This is a genomic window from Aeromonas mytilicola subsp. aquatica, assembly GCF_044336385.1.
Lineage (GTDB): Bacteria > Pseudomonadota > Gammaproteobacteria > Enterobacterales > Aeromonadaceae > Aeromonas > Aeromonas rivipollensis.
Genome location: NZ_CP172298.1, coordinates 2,301,560 through 2,317,351 on the forward strand (window position 1 = coordinate 2,301,560; position 15,792 = coordinate 2,317,351).

Annotated in this window: 11 protein-coding genes and 2 pseudogenes; 10 read left to right on the top strand and 3 right to left on the bottom strand. The window is 47.5% G+C overall.

Translation table 11 applies throughout. The features are described 5' to 3' along the window. Window positions 1-139: 139 nt before the first annotated feature. Window positions 140-478: pseudogene (locus tag ACFWHB_RS10610) on the top strand (ATP-binding protein); the annotation flags it as partial. Window positions 479-516: 38 nt separating this feature from the next. Here the strand turns inward: ACFWHB_RS10610 and ACFWHB_RS10615 are convergent. After that, window positions 517-1,334: pseudogene (locus ACFWHB_RS10615) on the bottom strand (IS481 family transposase); the annotation flags it as partial. Window positions 1,335-1,471: 137 nt separating this feature from the next. Then, window positions 1,472-3,043: an EAL domain-containing protein gene (locus ACFWHB_RS10620; RefSeq protein ID WP_395950136.1), complete on the bottom strand. Its 1,572-nt coding sequence runs from the start codon at window positions 3,041-3,043 to the stop codon at window positions 1,472-1,474. A 620-nt stretch (window positions 3,044-3,663) separates the two neighbouring features. On the opposite strand from ACFWHB_RS10620, the gene ACFWHB_RS10625 reads away from it, so the two are divergent. From ACFWHB_RS10625 to ACFWHB_RS10665, 9 genes are all read left to right on the top strand, one after another. Next, window positions 3,664-4,191, top strand: a complete 528-nt coding sequence (locus tag ACFWHB_RS10625) for a hypothetical protein (RefSeq protein WP_395950137.1) — start codon at window positions 3,664-3,666, stop codon at window positions 4,189-4,191. An 81-nt stretch (window positions 4,192-4,272) separates the two neighbouring features. After that, window positions 4,273-4,776 (top strand): hypothetical protein, encoded by a 504-nt coding sequence (locus ACFWHB_RS10630; protein ID WP_395950138.1) that lies wholly within the window; start codon window positions 4,273-4,275, stop codon window positions 4,774-4,776. Continuing rightward, complete coding sequence (locus ACFWHB_RS10635) at window positions 4,773-7,553, top strand: CS1-pili formation C-terminal domain-containing protein (RefSeq protein ID WP_395950139.1); 2,781 nt, start codon at window positions 4,773-4,775, stop codon at window positions 7,551-7,553. The genes ACFWHB_RS10630 and ACFWHB_RS10635 overlap by 4 nt, the downstream gene beginning before the upstream one ends. A gap of 9 nt (window positions 7,554-7,562) precedes the next feature. Beyond that, a complete protein-coding gene (locus ACFWHB_RS10640) occupies window positions 7,563-8,288 on the top strand; it encodes a hypothetical protein (protein WP_395950140.1) in 726 nt (241 codons plus the stop codon). Further along, complete coding sequence (locus ACFWHB_RS10645; protein ID WP_395950141.1) at window positions 8,269-9,330, top strand: hypothetical protein; 1,062 nt, start codon at window positions 8,269-8,271, stop codon at window positions 9,328-9,330. The genes ACFWHB_RS10640 and ACFWHB_RS10645 overlap by 20 nt, the downstream gene beginning before the upstream one ends. Next, window positions 9,327-9,749: a hypothetical protein gene (locus ACFWHB_RS10650; RefSeq protein ID WP_395950142.1), complete on the top strand. Its 423-nt coding sequence runs from the start codon at window positions 9,327-9,329 to the stop codon at window positions 9,747-9,749. The genes ACFWHB_RS10645 and ACFWHB_RS10650 overlap by 4 nt, the downstream gene beginning before the upstream one ends. A gap of 407 nt (window positions 9,750-10,156) precedes the next feature. Further along, entirely contained in the window at window positions 10,157-12,934 is a 2,778-nt protein-coding gene (locus tag ACFWHB_RS10655; RefSeq protein WP_395950143.1) for an Ig-like domain-containing protein, read from the top strand. Between the two features lie 367 nt (window positions 12,935-13,301). Then, a complete protein-coding gene (locus tag ACFWHB_RS10660; protein WP_395950144.1) occupies window positions 13,302-14,294 on the top strand; it encodes a helix-turn-helix domain-containing protein in 993 nt (330 codons plus the stop codon). Window positions 14,295-14,418: 124 nt separating this feature from the next. Beyond that, window positions 14,419-14,727 (top strand): hypothetical protein, encoded by a 309-nt coding sequence (locus ACFWHB_RS10665; protein WP_395950145.1) that lies wholly within the window; start codon window positions 14,419-14,421, stop codon window positions 14,725-14,727. Here the strand turns inward: ACFWHB_RS10665 and ACFWHB_RS10670 are convergent. After that, window positions 14,714-15,679, bottom strand: coding sequence for an AraC family transcriptional regulator (locus tag ACFWHB_RS10670; RefSeq protein WP_395950146.1), 966 nt, complete (start codon window positions 15,677-15,679; stop codon window positions 14,714-14,716). The genes ACFWHB_RS10665 and ACFWHB_RS10670 overlap by 14 nt on opposite strands. Window positions 15,680-15,792 lie beyond the last annotated feature (113 nt).

The window sequence follows — 15,792 nt, forward strand, 5'->3', positions numbered from 1 at the left end:
TCAGTGAGACGCTCGACTGCCAGATCGATGAAACGACGTACCCGGGCGGGCTGGGCAGCGCAGGCTGTACATGTCTGTCATGTGGTCGAGCAGAAGGGGAACCAGACGACCGGCCCGGATGTGCGCCGCCGTCGGCTTGGTGGATCTGGTCAACCAACTGGAGCAGGAGAAGGCGGCAGGCAAAGCCGGACAGCTTGCCAACCGGCTGGTCAATGTCGATGCGGTGGTCCTGGACGAACTGGGCTACCTGCCGTTTGCCGAAAGCGGTGGGGCCCTGCTGTTTCACCTGATCAGCAAGCTGTACGAGCGCACCAGCCAGATCTTGACCACCAACCTGGCCTTCAGCGAATGGAGCAAGGTATTTACGGATGAGAAGATGACGACGGCGATGCTGGATAGGATCACCCATCACTGCGAGATCATCGAGACCGGAAACGACTCCTACCGCTTCAAACAGAGGATGAAATCAGCCAGCTAGCCCTGGTCAATTTTGGACGCTGATCCCTGGTCATTTTTCGATGCTGATTGACACCGTGCATAATCCCATTCACGTAACGCTGTCTGAATGAAGCGCTCTGCTTTGCCATTCGTTTGGGGTGTGTAAGGTTTGGAGCATAGGTGCTTGAGCCCCAAGCGACGACACAGCGTCTGGAAGCGTTTCGACCGATAACAGGCGCCATTTTCCGTGAGTAGCCGACCGAAACGAATGCCGAGCCCGGCGTAGTAGCGAAGTGCCTGTAAAACAGCGCAAGACAGGCACTGCGTCCTGTTTCATCAGGATACAGGCGCTGAATGCCACACGGGAGTGGTCATCAATCGCCACATGCGCATACTCCTATCCCGCCCCCGGAGCATCCTGGCGGTGGTCACCTATTACTTGATGGCCGGGACCTGGGGAAACGCCCCAACTTTTTGATGTCCAAATGCAGCAAGTAACCCAGTTTCTCATGTTCATAGCGTTGTACCGGAGCGGCAGGTTCCAGATTAGCGAGTAGATTCTGTCCCTTTCGTTGCAAGATACGAACGACTGAACTGTGCCCTATGCCCAGAGATTGGCTGATGTGCCGATAGGTCTGTCGCTGCTTGCGCAGTTCGATAATCCTCTGTTGGCGCTGGTCATCAATGGCATGGGGGTAGGATGCGGGTTGAGAAGAGCGATTGTACAAGCCATCAGGCCCCTCCTGGCGATATCGAGTGAGCCACTTGTAAGCGGTTCGGGTACTGACCCCGGCAGCGTGAGCGGCCTCTTCAACGCGCAGGCCCTGCTCAAGGACACGCTGGACAAGAAGCTGTCGACCAAAGACGGTTAATCGGGCATTTTAATGGTTGTTCACTGGGGCACCTCAGATGATTGGTTTGGTTGGCGCCTCCAATTCTCCGGGAATGCCCCGAGTGAACAACCAACAGAGAGATCACAGCTAGGGCCAGTTGAATCAAGATTCAGAACCGTATTAGAGATAACTGTTGCGCGTCATGGGAGCCACTCTGTGACAAACTGCTCGATGGGAAGCGGGCGACTGAACAGGTATCCCTGCAACAGATCTACCCCTTGTGAGCGCAAGTAGTCGCGCTGTGCTTCAGTTTCTATCCCTTCTGCGACAAGTCGCATATTCAGTGATTTGCTGAGGGTAATCAGCATGTCGAGAATGGGCGCCGAGACGGAATCAGAGTTGATCATAGATACGAAACGCTGGTCAATTTTCAGAAAATCAAAGTTGAATTGCTGAATATACGCCAGGCTGGATTGACCTGTACCAAAATCATCAAGTGCCAATGGGATGCCCATCTTCTTTATTGTATGGAAGAATGCCTGATTGGCATCGGTATCGTCCAATAACACGCGTTCGGTCAGTTCCAATAGCAAAATGCTATTGCTGGATGGAAAACTGTCAATAAATGAAAGACAGTCAGCAATTAATGTGTCGTCCGAACATTGTTGTGCGCTGATATTAAAACCAAAATGAAAGTTATCTGGCAGCTGGGAGGCGTATGGTTGCATCATTTTCGCTACCTGCTGCATCAGGCTGGTGGTGATAGGTGCGATCAAGTGTGACTCTTCCGCGATAGAAATAAAGGAATCAGGAGGGATCATTCCGAGTTCAGGGTGTTGCCAGCGAACCAGTATTTCTGCGCCAAGCATGCGTCCAGATTGGCTATCTATCAAGGGTTGCAAATAGGGCACTAGCTCATTATTTTTCAGCGCCCGAGATAACTCAGACAAGAGCAATTTTGGCTTGCGCACCATAAACCAGGTATAAGTACTCGCGAGAAGGGATAGCAAAATGACAACGCCAGCCAAGATGGGTTTTTTCATAAAAAGAGTTGCTGTGCGGTCAATATTGACATAACCAGAATAGATAATGTACGGGTATTTTTTCGATTCAATAGTATAGCCTCCTATATTGGCCAGTACCGGCTTGTTTTTTAGGAACACGCCGTTTGAATCAACCCATAGATCTCCCACGTTCATATATAGGTCATTGCTTATTTTGGCCATATCGAACAGTATTCGAATATATAATTCATCAATGACACTGAATGCGGCACTTTTCGCGATATTGTTTCTGACGATTAATCCACCTCTGGTTGGCATGATTGGGGTGCCCGTAATCAGTTTTAATGTGTAATTACCAGGGCTGTATAAAAAAGTATCATCAGAGAATGAGGTACAATAGATAAAATTATCTTTGACTAAATTTATAGTCCGAACAAATGGTGTGGATGCAACATGTTTTTTAAGGGTCTTGCTGATCTCAGCACAAGCCTTGTCATTTAACGATATGATTTTTTCGTTGGTTTTACTCGAATAGTCAATGGCGTTGTCTAACAATTCAATGGTGTGCTGTGCGGAATGTTGTGACTGCATAGCAAGATCATGGAGTTGTTGAATTGAGACTACAGCTACACCAAAGATAAGACAAGTGGCCCCGGTTAGCAGCGGCAATATGAGTTGCTTATAATGCCATGATTCTTTGCTAGGGAATAAAATGGCAGGCGATTTTTTAGCATGCTCTGTGGTCTTTCGGTTATCCAAGGGTGTCATATGGGCGCATCATCTTCAATATATTTAATGAGTATTGGTTTTCATATTAAATAGTAAGTTATCGAAGAGATGGATTTTTGATGTAATTGGCATGAAGTTTGTCAAATGGCGAACCACGTGGTTGTTGAATGACAATATTTTTATAACTTTCTGATTTGATGATGTTTATTGTTTTCTAACCAAGGGGAGGATGACAAAGGTGGTTGATGGTTTTTCGCAAAAAGTCAAGGCGATTGCGCGCATTGGCAGTTTTTTGTTCTGTCTGCAGCATATAATAGTGACTGTGATGATTTCGCCTCGCTATGAAATCTTGATAGCACATCTTGTTGGTGCCATATGGTAGTGATGATGATAAGCAAGAGTCGTTGGCTAAATCATATGACATATATTTACGCGATGATGTGTCTGTTTTATAAAGCAGAAGTACCGCCATCATAACGGTATGAATGACATATGGTTTTGTTAATGTTGACGCAAAAAGTCAAAACACAGTCGCATTTTGTAAAGAATTGCACGGTGAATTCCATAGAATAGCGACATGGAAAATGATGTATGTTAATGACATTTTTCAGTGCATCGATTGAATGCAAACAATTATATAAACCAAGAGGATATAAAAAATGAAAAAGAGCATGATTGTTGTGGCTTCCGCCCTGGTGTTGATGTCTGCTGCAGCCAATGCTGCCCTGCCTGCAAACCAGGCTGCAGAGACCCTGACCTGGAAAGGTCTGGTGCCGTTTACTGTTACCAGTGATGACATCGTGATTACCGGTGATCTGGGCGGCCCGATCCGTGCCGGTTTCCTGAACGTTGAGCAAGATGGCACCTTCAGCTCTACCGCCATCAACGTAGAAGCGCATGACAACACTGGTGATGCGGCAGCTCCAGTGACTGGTGATCCTATTGCGGGTGATGTTGTGTGGGGTCTGGCTTCCTATGCTATCGACGCTTCTACTACCGATATGAGTGGTGCCAATGTCAAGTTTATTGCTGACGGCCAGCCTCTCGATATTGGCACTCCGCTGACCGAAGATTACGCTCTGGCTGTCAACGTCTCCAATGATCTGGCGATTGCCGATATTGCTCCGGGTGAGCGTATCCAAGTTAGTGCCGTTGTGACTGCTGAACTGCCGATTGTTACCCCATAATCTACGTTTCGTAGTCTTGGTCTGATCTATTTATCACGCCTTCATATGAAGGCGTGATATTCATCATGAAGAGAGTTTTTTATGAGATGGTTAACTCCGGTAGTGAGTCTGTTATTATCCGGTTCGGTGTGTGCAGTAGGAATTAATCATAACTTCAGGCCTTTAACACATCTAAACAAGCTGGCATTTTATGACTATACGATCACTCGATTTGAACTTGATGAACACTTTATTGTTCTTGATTTTGATAAAGTTGAACAAAAATTCAAAGATCAATCTGTCAATTTGGTGATTGAAACCAATATTCCGGAAGCAGAAACAGATATCGGTTATATATTGCATCTTGATAGCAATGAATCTGTCTGTAAACGAGATAGTGTCATCATGCAGCAAGATTTTATCGATATACTGATCGATGATAAACCATTTGTAAAAAATAAAATGACGTTTGATTCATTTCCATCGGTCACCGATGGCGGGTATTTGAAGAGTAGTAATGTGATGACATTGACTAGCCAAACTATCAATCATCAAGGTTTATTGTGTCAGGGAAGTGTGACATTACTTGCGGAGTTGAGTTTATGAAGTTGTCTGCCATTGCTGTTGCTATTTCTTTGGCTATCGTGAGTACTCATAGCCTGGCCGCAGCTTCCGATATCAAACCCCCGGTTGGTTTTGAAGATCTGTATGAAAAGCAGTCGATGATCACTAAGTTCTATATGAATGACAGTGATTTTATCGAGCTGGTGACCGAGGGTACCTTCGATGAAATTTTCTTGGATGCCGATGAGCAGGATAAACTGATAGATTTTTTGAAAATGCATTTTGTTGATGAAAACAACGCCAATGAATTTGCAAAAAATCTGGTTAGTGGTATGCAATCATCGGATAGATGTATTGGCAATGTTGAGTCGTGCCAGTTTGTCAGTCAGCAATTCGATGTTGTTTATAGTCAGGAAGATCGCTTTGTCAGAATGTTTTTCGCACCTGACTTGATGAATAGCCAGAGTGGGAAAAAGCAATATATTTCCAACAAAGTTGGTCGTTCGGCGCTGATCTCAAGCAGTGATCTCTATGCAACCGTTGACAGCGAAGCAAATAGCAGTTTGTCATGGAATAACATCAGTACACTGCATGTATTGGGTGGTCAATTTAACAGCGATATCTCTACTGCAACCACAGGTGAAGACAAGTTTGATTATAATGAATTGAGCTATACCTATGCCATGCCTGCTACGAATATCCAGCTTGGCTATTTCAATGACACCAAACCCTATTCATTCAATAGTACCGACATTCTTGCTGATGACAGTAACTATAGCGAGATTGCGTTCCGTATTGGTTCATCGAGTGACCTGGAAAAGGTAAACAAAGAGAACAGCAAGCGCTTGTATTTTTCATCTCCTGCAGCTGGTCGAGTGCAAATCATCAAGGATGATAAAATTGTTTTGAGTGAAAATGCACAATCCGGGCAAAATTTCATTCCTTACTATAAATTACCAAAAGGTAATTATGATGCCATTATCCGGGTTTACAACGGTGAGCAGATAGCATTCGAAGAGCACCGGAAAATTTTCAACTCGGATAAGCACAACCTGGCAGTTGGCGACATGGACTACCAGTTTTCACTGGGCAAGTTTATGGAGCTGAATAATGAATCATTTTCTGATAACGCCATTAACAGCCTCAGTCGGGAGTTTGATGAACGGATGTTTGCTCGTTCTGAACTCTCATACAAGGCCATTGATGAGTTGACTTTGGCGGCAGGGGTGTTGAATACCAAAGATTCCTGGTATGCCAAAACAGCTGTCAATTTTGATTTCAGCGACCAGATTTCTACTCGATTGCTCTATGGAAAATTTAGTAATCAGAGTGATTATCGTCAATTTGGTATGACGCTGTTTAATGCCTCAGTCGACTGGTCAAGATACAATGACCGTGGTGACAACACCAAGGATGAACTGGATGACTATCTTTTTGGCTTTGGTTCCTATACTGATCTGTCAGTAAGTTATTATCAGCAAATCGGAGTCGGCAATGCCTATATCAACTACTCGAAAGGGCGCGATGTTTCTACTGAGGATTATATTTTCTCCAGTGATGGAGGCTTGCTGAAGAGTTATGAGAACTATAGTGCCGGATACACCTTTCCATGGCTCTATGACAGCATCATTGATGTTAACCTTGGCTATAACAAAAATGAAGATGTTGATAGTGACTACACGGTTGGCATCAATATTTCTGTACCATTGAGCATTAATGATTCTGTCACTGTGAGCTCTTATACCGATAATCCGGGCAAAACGTCATTCAGAACGGCTTATGGACGTGATGATCTGCTCTCGAGCAAAAATGGCTCTCTCTCTGGTGAGGTCGGTGTCGGGTATGATGGTTATCAGGAGCAGACCATGTCTACGGATCTCACTATGAGCGGCACCTATAGCAATGATGCGTTCAGCAGTAGTGCCTATGCTCATGTGGATAGTCGGGGTGATATGGGGCTGAATGGCAGTTTGCATACCACGCAAGTGGTAACCACAGATAATATCTATTCAACACCGACCCGCGCAGACTCTTATCTGGTGGTAAGTAATATGTCGGATGACCCATCATTGGCTGAGCAACGGGATGATATTTTTAATTCTACGGTCAAGGTCAAGCGAAATGGTGATCCGGAACGAGATCTTACGATTGATAATAATGTCAAGCTCTATCCACTGAAACGTTACAAGGAGTATCAGGTGACGCTGGATGTCGATAGCTCAGATTACTATAACAATGGTAGCAATGGCGCTATCGCCAGCAGTTATCCTGGTACTATTGTTGATTTGAATGTCGATCTGCATGAAGTGCGCTCATATATCTCTATTTTTAATGATTTGGATGGCCGGGATATTGATACCGTTACCTGTCGTGGTATTGGCTGTGTCAGTGTCGAAGAGTTGTCAGATGGGGTATTCAAATTCAAGGTTCGTATGGGGATGCCTTACGAGTTACAAGCGAACAACCAACGTTGTTTGATTCCGGATTTGAATAGCATCGAAAATCGTAACCTGGGTGAAAACTTCTGTATGCCGCAGTTTGATATTGATGATGATGGTTATCAAATTGCTAAAGGGGCACATGGCACAGATAAAAATCTTTACTATGTGGGGGAATTTGATGACACCACCATGATGAAGAAGCTCATTGACAGCACCAAGGATGAACCATTCGAGTTCATCAATAAAACGGTGGGCAAGCGAGAGTTTCTCTTTATCAAACTGGATGGTTTCTTGACTGCTGAGCAGGGCTCAAAGCTCGATGCGATGAAGGCGTATGCCGTAGAGTCAAGAACCACAGACACATATGTTAGTAATTAAGAGGTTTTCATGAAAATTAAACTGATTTCGACTCTGTTTACATTGCTGGCTTGCAGCCAAGCCAATGCATTTGCCATCAGTGATATGCTGCTGGTGGGTAATAAGGCTGGTAATGGCATTTTTACCCTGTCCAATAATGATAACCGTGAGCCTATTTTTGTGCTGGCCAACGTCAGTCAGGTAAAGATTGCCAATAACAAGTTGCAAAAGGTGCCGCTGACCAAGGCTAACTTCCCGATGTGGGATCTCGCCGTTAGCCCGGGTCGAACGGTATTGAAGTCCAATGAATCAAAAAATTTTTCTATCAAGAGTTTGTGTGAAAAAAATTGTGATGTAGCCGTTGATAAGGTGTATCAGGTCAATTTTATTCCTCAGCCTTATACTCGCAAGGATGCTGAGCAGGGCAAAGAGAACAAGGTAAACTTTCTATTCGGCTTTTCACCTTATTACATCATTCCGGCGACTGTATCCAATGTGAAATATGACATTGATTATCGCGGGGGAAAAATTAATGTGAAAAATGAGGGTAACACCTTCCTGAAGTTGCATATCGATCGTTGCAATTTCATTGCCAACAAGAAGGATTGCCGCATCACCAATTATGCTCTTGCGGGTGTTGATCGGGAATTTGCGTTGCCGGCAACGTTGGCAACCGAGTCAATCAAACTGTTGGTGGTCAATCATGACGAGAGCTATCGCAAGGAGATAACACTGCATGATGGCACTAAAAAGTAAGCGTATTCTACTGCTGGCAACCCTGTTTGTTGCCAGCTATGCCCAGGCCTTTACCCTGAATGGCAATTTGAAAGGGGATACACTGCGCTGGCGTAATGGTATTGCTCAGGGTGAGTATTTGACCACCAGCTATTGGCAGCCGATCAGTAATCTGACACCCACCAGTGGCTGGATCCCGGGTTTATTTCGTGGCGCAACTCCTGACAAAATCACCTTGACCAGCAGAGCGGGGGAGTCAGTCACCGTGGCACTGTCGGTGGAGGGGATGGAATATAACCTGGGCTCGTCGAGCACCCTGTTTGATGCCAAGCCCAAACCCTCCTGGATCAGTTATGACAGCTGTTTGACCCAGCAAATGGGCAGTGTGGTCCGATTGTTGAAGTCGGGTAGTGGTTTCTGTGTCTCAGACACTGCCTTTTACAGCAGTGGTACCAGTTCTACGCCATTCAGCTTTTTACGGCCGATCATCAAGCTACCAGATCTGGTGGCTGCCTTTACGTCTGCCGATGTGGGTGAGGGGACTTACCGTGGTGGGGTGATGGTTAACGGTATTTATGGCTATTTAAGTCCATCTGGTAGTGTGACCTATCGCAATGGCATGGTGCCGCTGGATGTCGAGATCCAGTACAACCCGGCAAAGTTGACCTCGATCACCGTCAATGGCTCTGGATATATCAATCCGGTATATGATAAAAGTGCGCTTACTGTCTCTGGGTCGACCCGCTATACGGTGACGGCTAATGGCTATTTCAGCAATGGTCTGCATATGGTTTTTGATAACCACTCGACGGATGATGACTATTATCTGGAGCAGCTTGATGGTAGCGCCCGTATTCCGTATTCGATCGAGTGTCCTGATTGTACTATTGCCAGTATTGTAGATAGTGGCAGTCTGAAGGCCAAAGAAAACGTTGTACCCGGAAAGTCAGTCAAAACGATAGTATTCGACCTTAACGTTGGATATGAAAACATTGAAGCAGACAGTATTGAGACCGGTAGCTATACCGATGTATTTACCGTTATGTTTGAGCCAAATCTATGAATAAATGTATATTTCGAGCCATTGGCTGCATATGTGGTTTGATCTCATTGGTGGCTCATGCTGACACATGGTCATTATCGCCTGCCATATATACAAATCACGAGACAGCGCTTGGTTTGACACTGCAATATCAAGCGGAGGAGAGTCTGTTATGGTGGGGGGCAGGCATCCGTACCCTTTCGGAAGAACATGATGATGCTAATCCTGCACTTGATCTTTCACTGTCTCGTGCATTTAGCATTACCGATAGCATTGCTTTTGTTATGAGTGGTGGTGTCAGTGATTTTAATCCTTTTGTAGAATACGCCTCATCGCTGTCGCTGACTCCGACCAGTGCCGTCATGCTGGGTGGGCGAACGACTTTTTTCGAAAATCATAATAAAAATGAGTTGCTGGTGAGTTTTAAAAAAACACTATAAAGATTACTCGATAAATGGCTGAAATCAGAATGCATTGGCAATGGCCGCTAATTCACTATGGTGTGATAGACGGAAGTTGATTCTGGGTGATTTCAGCCGTCTATTGAAATAAACATCTCATCAGTGGCTAACGCCGTGTTTATCGCGGCGTAGCATACTGTTTATTCCACTTTTGCTCGAACTATTCGAGCGTGTCGATTGTATCTCATTTCGTTAAATGTCAATTCTTGTTCGTGATGAGGCGCGCATGCTTTTCGCTATTGCTGCATGATTGCATCACTCATTTAACATCTCTTTATTGTACGTCGTGCAAGAGAATACAACAGCGTATCTCCTTGCATATGCACATGTCTTCAATGCGGTGTTGTGTCAATTCACAATGTTATGGATGTAGGATCAAACACTATATGAAATATCGTGTCTTCTTATTATTGACATTGTCACTCTTGCTATCCGCCTGTGGTGGCGGTGATGGTGACAGTTCAGATGGCGGCAGTGCACCGGCCACTGTCGAGGTATTGGCGCCTCAGGCACGGGATAGCTATGACCAGTTGCTGACCGCCAATCAGCCCAATGCCAGCAATGATGTCTCTTTACGTGGTCGTGTCAGCGATCCGCAAGGGTTGGCGCTGCGACTGGTCTCGGTGCAGCCCTTGACCAGCCAGTGTCAACCACCGGTGGTCAACAGCGAGGCCCTCTCGTTTCGGGTCGATAACGGCAGCGCAGATGCCTGTACCTATGCCTATACCATCGAAAATGTGCCGACCAATGGGGCCACCCCCAAGCGGACCCAGGCCACTAGTTATGTGGTGGTCTCTGCCGCCTCTTCTCCTGCCATGTTGCCCATTCTCTCCCACACCGCAGTGGTCAACGAGACGATCGCCATCGATCTGGCCAGCGAGCTGGGCGGTTACTTCCCGGCGGGCTTTACCCTGCAACCGGAGGTGATTGTGCTGGGTAGCGGCACGACTGTGGCCGATCCCGCCAGCAATACCATCAGCTACACGGCGGCGGCAGTGCCCGACATCACCCGGTTGGTTTACAGCTACCTCAGTGCAGATGGCACCGAGGTGCGTGCCGGCGCCATTGATGTCTCTGTTTCCAAGTCGGCCGATGGCATGCCACTGGCCGAGAACTTCCCCGGGCCGGAAGATGTATTGCCGGGCGCCGTGGTGACGGTGGATGTCAAAGACCATATCAGCGATCCGAATGGTGATCCGCTACAACTGACCGATGCCTACGCCTTCGATGCGACCGTGTCAGCCACGGATGCCATATCACTGACCAACACCCGCTTTGACTTTGTCGCTGACAAGCCGGGCAGTTATGACGTTTCCTATTATGTGACCGATCACAACGGGGGTTATGCCATCGGGGTGGTGCGCATTACCGTCAAGGCAAAGAGCCTGTGGAGCGACATCGTTTTAAGCGATGGCACCCGCTATACCGCCCCCTGGGAGAAGAACCTGGCTGATGGTCTCGGCATTCCCTATCAGGATTTCTATGAAGAGACCAACGCCACCGACACCTATCAGGTTGCGCTGTTTAACTATGAAGCGGCACTGACCCTGTGTGCCGCCCGGGGCATGGTGTTGCCCACCATTGCCGAGATGAACCAGTTGCACGATGAAAAACCGGATCCCTCTGGCAGTGACAACTGGCCGGTGGAGCAATCCTACTGGACAGGGGAGGCGCTGGACAGCTCAAACAATGGTCAGGTTTACGATCTGGTGTCGGGCAGTTCCGCCCTCAATCCGATGATGACGCCAGCGGGGGTGACCTGTGTTTACTCTGGCCTGCTGACGGGGTTGGAGACCACAGTGGATAACCAGTATCTGAGCGGCGGCCCGACCAGCAGCACTCACGATGAAGTGGAGGCGCTGGTGACGAGCGGAAATGGCAGTCCGCTGGCCTTGAAGAAGGTCTACTTCTACTCAAGCGATGCCAACCTGAGTTTTAGCCAGAAGCAGGTGATGACGGATGCCGATGGCAAGGCAAAGATCAGCGTGGATTCACCGGTTGCGGGCCCTTTTACGGTCTACGCCAACTACCTGAGCCAAACCCTCAACACGGCGGTGACCTTTATTGAAAACCTGGTCAGCAACCTGACCATCAGCGGGACCAATAAGGTGCGGATGGGGGATAGCATCAACCTGACCGCATCCGCCACCTATGACTCGAGCGATGTGGTCGATGTGAGCGCGGAAGCGAGCTGGGCCTCGTCAGAGCCGGCAATGGCCACTGTTGCCTCCGGCGTGGTGACCGGTGTTGTTCCCGGCAGTGTCGATATCAGCGCCAGCTTCTCCGGCGCCGATGCCGCCGCCCATCCGGTGACGGTGTTTTCCGGGTTGAGCAGTCTGGTGGTGACGCCAGACAGCGCAACATTAGATGTCGGGGCTACCCTGGATCTGATCGCGACGGCTCACTATGATGACGGTGCGAGTGAAGATGTCACGGCGGCGGCCAGCTGGTCATCGAGCAATACGACAGTCGCGAGTGTGGTGGGGGGCGAAGTCACGGCCAAGGCCAGCGGCTCGGCGGCGATTCAGGCGAGCTATACCGATAGCCACGGTATTAGCCAGGTAGCGAGTGCCGCGATTACTGTGCATGCGCCCACAGTGACCGCTTTGCATATAACGCCGGAAGCGTCGACAGTAGAAGCTGGGAAAACAATTCAGTTTACAGCTATCGCGGATATGTCGGATGGCAGTACAAAAAATGTCACAAATGATCTCTGGATGACCTGGTCAAGCGCTGATGATAACGTGGCCACTATCACCTACTACGGCCTGGCGAGCGGCGTGAGTGGTGGCGCAACCACCATCCAGGCCAAGTATTTTGACGGTACCGGCCCCTCGATCAGCACCACGACGTCGTTGACCGTGAATGATAAAGGGATATCTTCATTCACGACTCCTGACGAGACCATGCGTACGTTGAAAGATGCCGATTCCTATTGTAGAGGACTGTCTCCCGCCGCGCACTTGCCAACCGCAGCCGAGCTGCAGGCTCTGTATCGTCAGACCGGCAATGTCTCTAATAGCATCGGGTGGTCCGTCGGCAGACCCTACTGGAGCAGCACTACTACGAACGTTCCGGGGTATCACCAGGGCGTCGCGATGAATACCGGCGGAATAGGCAACTACGTCGACGGTGACTACCTCTTCGTGACCTGTATTCGTTAAGGTTTACGCCTCGGCTGACCACTTTAATCCATAATAAGGTTCGTCCACTTGAACGCATCACTCTAACAGCAAATAACGCACAACATTGCCAGGCGTTAATATAAGAAAGCCCCCAAAATATTACTTTATTTTGGGGGCTTTTATATATTATTAACATGGCTTGCTTTATGGTTATTGATAGACGGTGTGGCTAATTTCTATGTGGTTATTTCGTAAAAAACAAACCCTTATTCGCAACTGATCAAATATGTGTTTGGTTTTGTTGTATCATTAGATAGGTATGATTTGAACAGGCTTTTCACAAAGCAGAGAGGGGGGCACAAAGAGAGTTCCTTATTTAATGCTTGGTTAGTGAGATTCTTCGACTATGTACTTAGTAAGTAACGTGACTTTGACAGGATATGAGCAACTTGTTCATACATTGGGCGGACATTATGAAGAAATATTGAGCGAGGTGGGGTTATTACCTGTCAATATATCCGATTCCGCAGGGTTTGTTTCATATCTACGTTATGCAGAATTGCTGGAAGCAACTGCCAAGACTTTGAATATGCCGCTTTTTGGTTTGAAGTTGGCCAGTAGTCATGGCCCGGACTTGTTGGGGCCGCTCTCGCTAGGCTTTTGTCTGCAAAAACATCTAAAGCAGGCACTCGATTATCTGTTGTCCCATGCTTATCTGTTTGCCAATGGCCAGATCCTGACAGTGAAACAGAGTAATGGCTGGGTGCAAGTGAGCATTGAATATGAATTTTGTGATGAAAGTCCGCTAAACCAGCTCCGTCAGTCATCCTGCCAGCATCTCTATAACTATCTGACCTCGGTCCAGGTAGACAATATCGGCGCAATGAGGATCCATCTGCGCCAGCCCAGACCGCCGATTCATGAACGGCATTACAGCCATGTCTGTTTTTCCGCGGATTTTGACGGGGTCAGTTTTCCTGCAGAGTGGCTAACGGCCTCCTTATCGGCAGGGCGAGAGCAGATGCTGCAATTTGTCGATAGATATATGGATGAGTTGATCAGTAATTTTCCGCACTCTTATTCCGAGCAGGTATCCTCTGTAGTTAACCGGCTGCTGCGAGAAGGGCAATGTACCATGACTCAAGTCGCGAGCGTGTTGGGCTGCGGGGTCCGTTCACTGCAACTGAAATTGCAGGAGGAGGGGCGATCTTACAGCCTGATCTTGCAGGAGTGCCGGGTCGCGCTGGCCTATCAATTGTTGCGAAGAAAGCATATGCGAGTAACCGATGTGGCCTTTGAGCTGGGGTTTTCGGATGTGTCGACCTTTAGTCGAAAGTTTAAAAGCTGGACCGGTGTTTCCCCCTTGCAGTGGCAAAAAGAGCAACAGGAACCATGGTAGACAGTGGGGATGACGATATTGCCCAACCAGCGGTCACTCGACAAATATTCTGTGTGAGATGAGTATGCAACTCATGCCCAGATACTTCTGGGTTGCTCAGTGATTATATGAACATCAGGGCTTTATGAGTGCCAGCGAATTGGCCCCGCTGTTCAATGTGGAGGCCAAACAGATCACCGATGATTTTACGCGCATCCGCAAGTATCATCATATTATCAAGGCAGAAGAGCAGAAGACCCCTATTCCGGGCGGCTACAAGTATCGGGTGCGAGTCTTGTATATTTCCCCCTTCCGTATGGATGGCCGTAATGCCCCGATATTGCTGAAACAATATGCCAGTCAGGGTGATAGGCGGCCCAGTCGAGTGATCACCTGGGCCGATTTGCTCTCATCTCGGTGGCGGGATCTTGGATTACGGATTAACTGTTACTGATGATGTCATCCTGACTTTTTTCAGCTTTTTTCCATTGGGTAGGGGAGAGCCCAGTCCACTCTTTGAAGTTTCGGCTAAAGGTCGATACATCGGAATAGCCGAGATGCAAGGCCATATCTGTCATGCTGGTATTTTGTTCCTTGAGATAGTTCAAGGCCAATTGCAGACGGCTCTCTTTCAGGATGGCGTTATAGCTGGTATTCAGCTCCTTGAGTTTTAGTTGCAAAACCCGTGGGTGCATATCGAGGATATTGGCGATGCGTTCGACACTGCACTCACCACTGGGTAATAGTTCGTTGATGAGATGTGAAATCATCGAGACCAGATTATCCGGGTATGCCTGTTTCAAACCATCTAACTGTGAATCGATAAATTTTAGTACATGCTGTCGTTCGAATTTGAATTCGGCGTTAAGCCAAGAGAGGGGAAAGGAAACGCCATTGAACTCTGCATTGAATTTGATGTGCTTCATGGCAGCATATGTTTCATTAGGCGCTGATTGGGTCAAATGAATCATTGCTTTGTTGGTATCTCCCAAGAGTTTCGCTACGATCAGGTCATGGGTCCGTTGTACTGCCAGCTGACATATCTGTTTATATTTTCCCTCTTTATTGAACAGGTGGGCAAGGGAGAGCTGTTGACGGCCATTCTGTTCACTGGTGATAAAAATGGTGCCATTAGCATGGATATAATGATTGGCTTTCACATATTGGATGGCATCCCTGACTGTGGGCTGTAAAAAGATGGCCAGTTCCAGTGCATCCAACTCATTGAGGGATTGTTTTTTTGCCAGTTTGAAACCAAATGCAGCCTCGTTTGTTACCTCAGCACTCTCTTCAAGCAACTGACATACGCTTTCGTGGGATAAGTAGCTATTACCATCACGGATCTGTGCGGAGCTCATTCCTTGGGCCAGCAGAGCCTGCTGTGGGTTGCCTTTGAGGGATCTCATCAGAGTCTCGTAGCCGAAGAGAATGGTACTGCGGACTATGTACATTGGGTGTCATCCTTGTTGTTTGAGCGGATTTTTTGATTCTATGTGAAAAATCTTTCCCTGCCATCCCT

Bases quoted from the DNA above. Each gene is read 5' to 3' on its own strand.
- ACFWHB_RS10620 (WP_395950136.1), bottom strand. From the start codon at position 3,043: ATGACACCCTTGGATAACCGAAAGACCACAGAGCATGCTAAAAAATCG.
- ACFWHB_RS10625 (WP_395950137.1), top strand. From the start codon at position 3,664: ATGAAAAAGAGCATGATTGTTGTGGCTTCCGCCCTGGTGTTGATGTCT.
- ACFWHB_RS10630 (WP_395950138.1), top strand. From the start codon at position 4,273: ATGAGATGGTTAACTCCGGTAGTGAGTCTGTTATTATCCGGTTCGGTG.
- ACFWHB_RS10635 (WP_395950139.1), top strand. From the start codon at position 4,773: ATGAAGTTGTCTGCCATTGCTGTTGCTATTTCTTTGGCTATCGTGAGT.
- ACFWHB_RS10640 (WP_395950140.1), top strand. From the start codon at position 7,563: ATGAAAATTAAACTGATTTCGACTCTGTTTACATTGCTGGCTTGCAGC.
- ACFWHB_RS10645 (WP_395950141.1), top strand. From the start codon at position 8,269: ATGATGGCACTAAAAAGTAAGCGTATTCTACTGCTGGCAACCCTGTTT.
- ACFWHB_RS10650 (WP_395950142.1), top strand. From the start codon at position 9,327: ATGAATAAATGTATATTTCGAGCCATTGGCTGCATATGTGGTTTGATC.
- ACFWHB_RS10655 (WP_395950143.1), top strand. From the start codon at position 10,157: ATGAAATATCGTGTCTTCTTATTATTGACATTGTCACTCTTGCTATCC.
- ACFWHB_RS10660 (WP_395950144.1), top strand. From the start codon at position 13,302: ATGTACTTAGTAAGTAACGTGACTTTGACAGGATATGAGCAACTTGTT.
- ACFWHB_RS10665 (WP_395950145.1), top strand. From the start codon at position 14,419: ATGAGTGCCAGCGAATTGGCCCCGCTGTTCAATGTGGAGGCCAAACAG.
- ACFWHB_RS10670 (WP_395950146.1), bottom strand. From the start codon at position 15,679: ATGAGATCCCTCAAAGGCAACCCACAGCAGGCTCTGCTGGCCCAAGGA.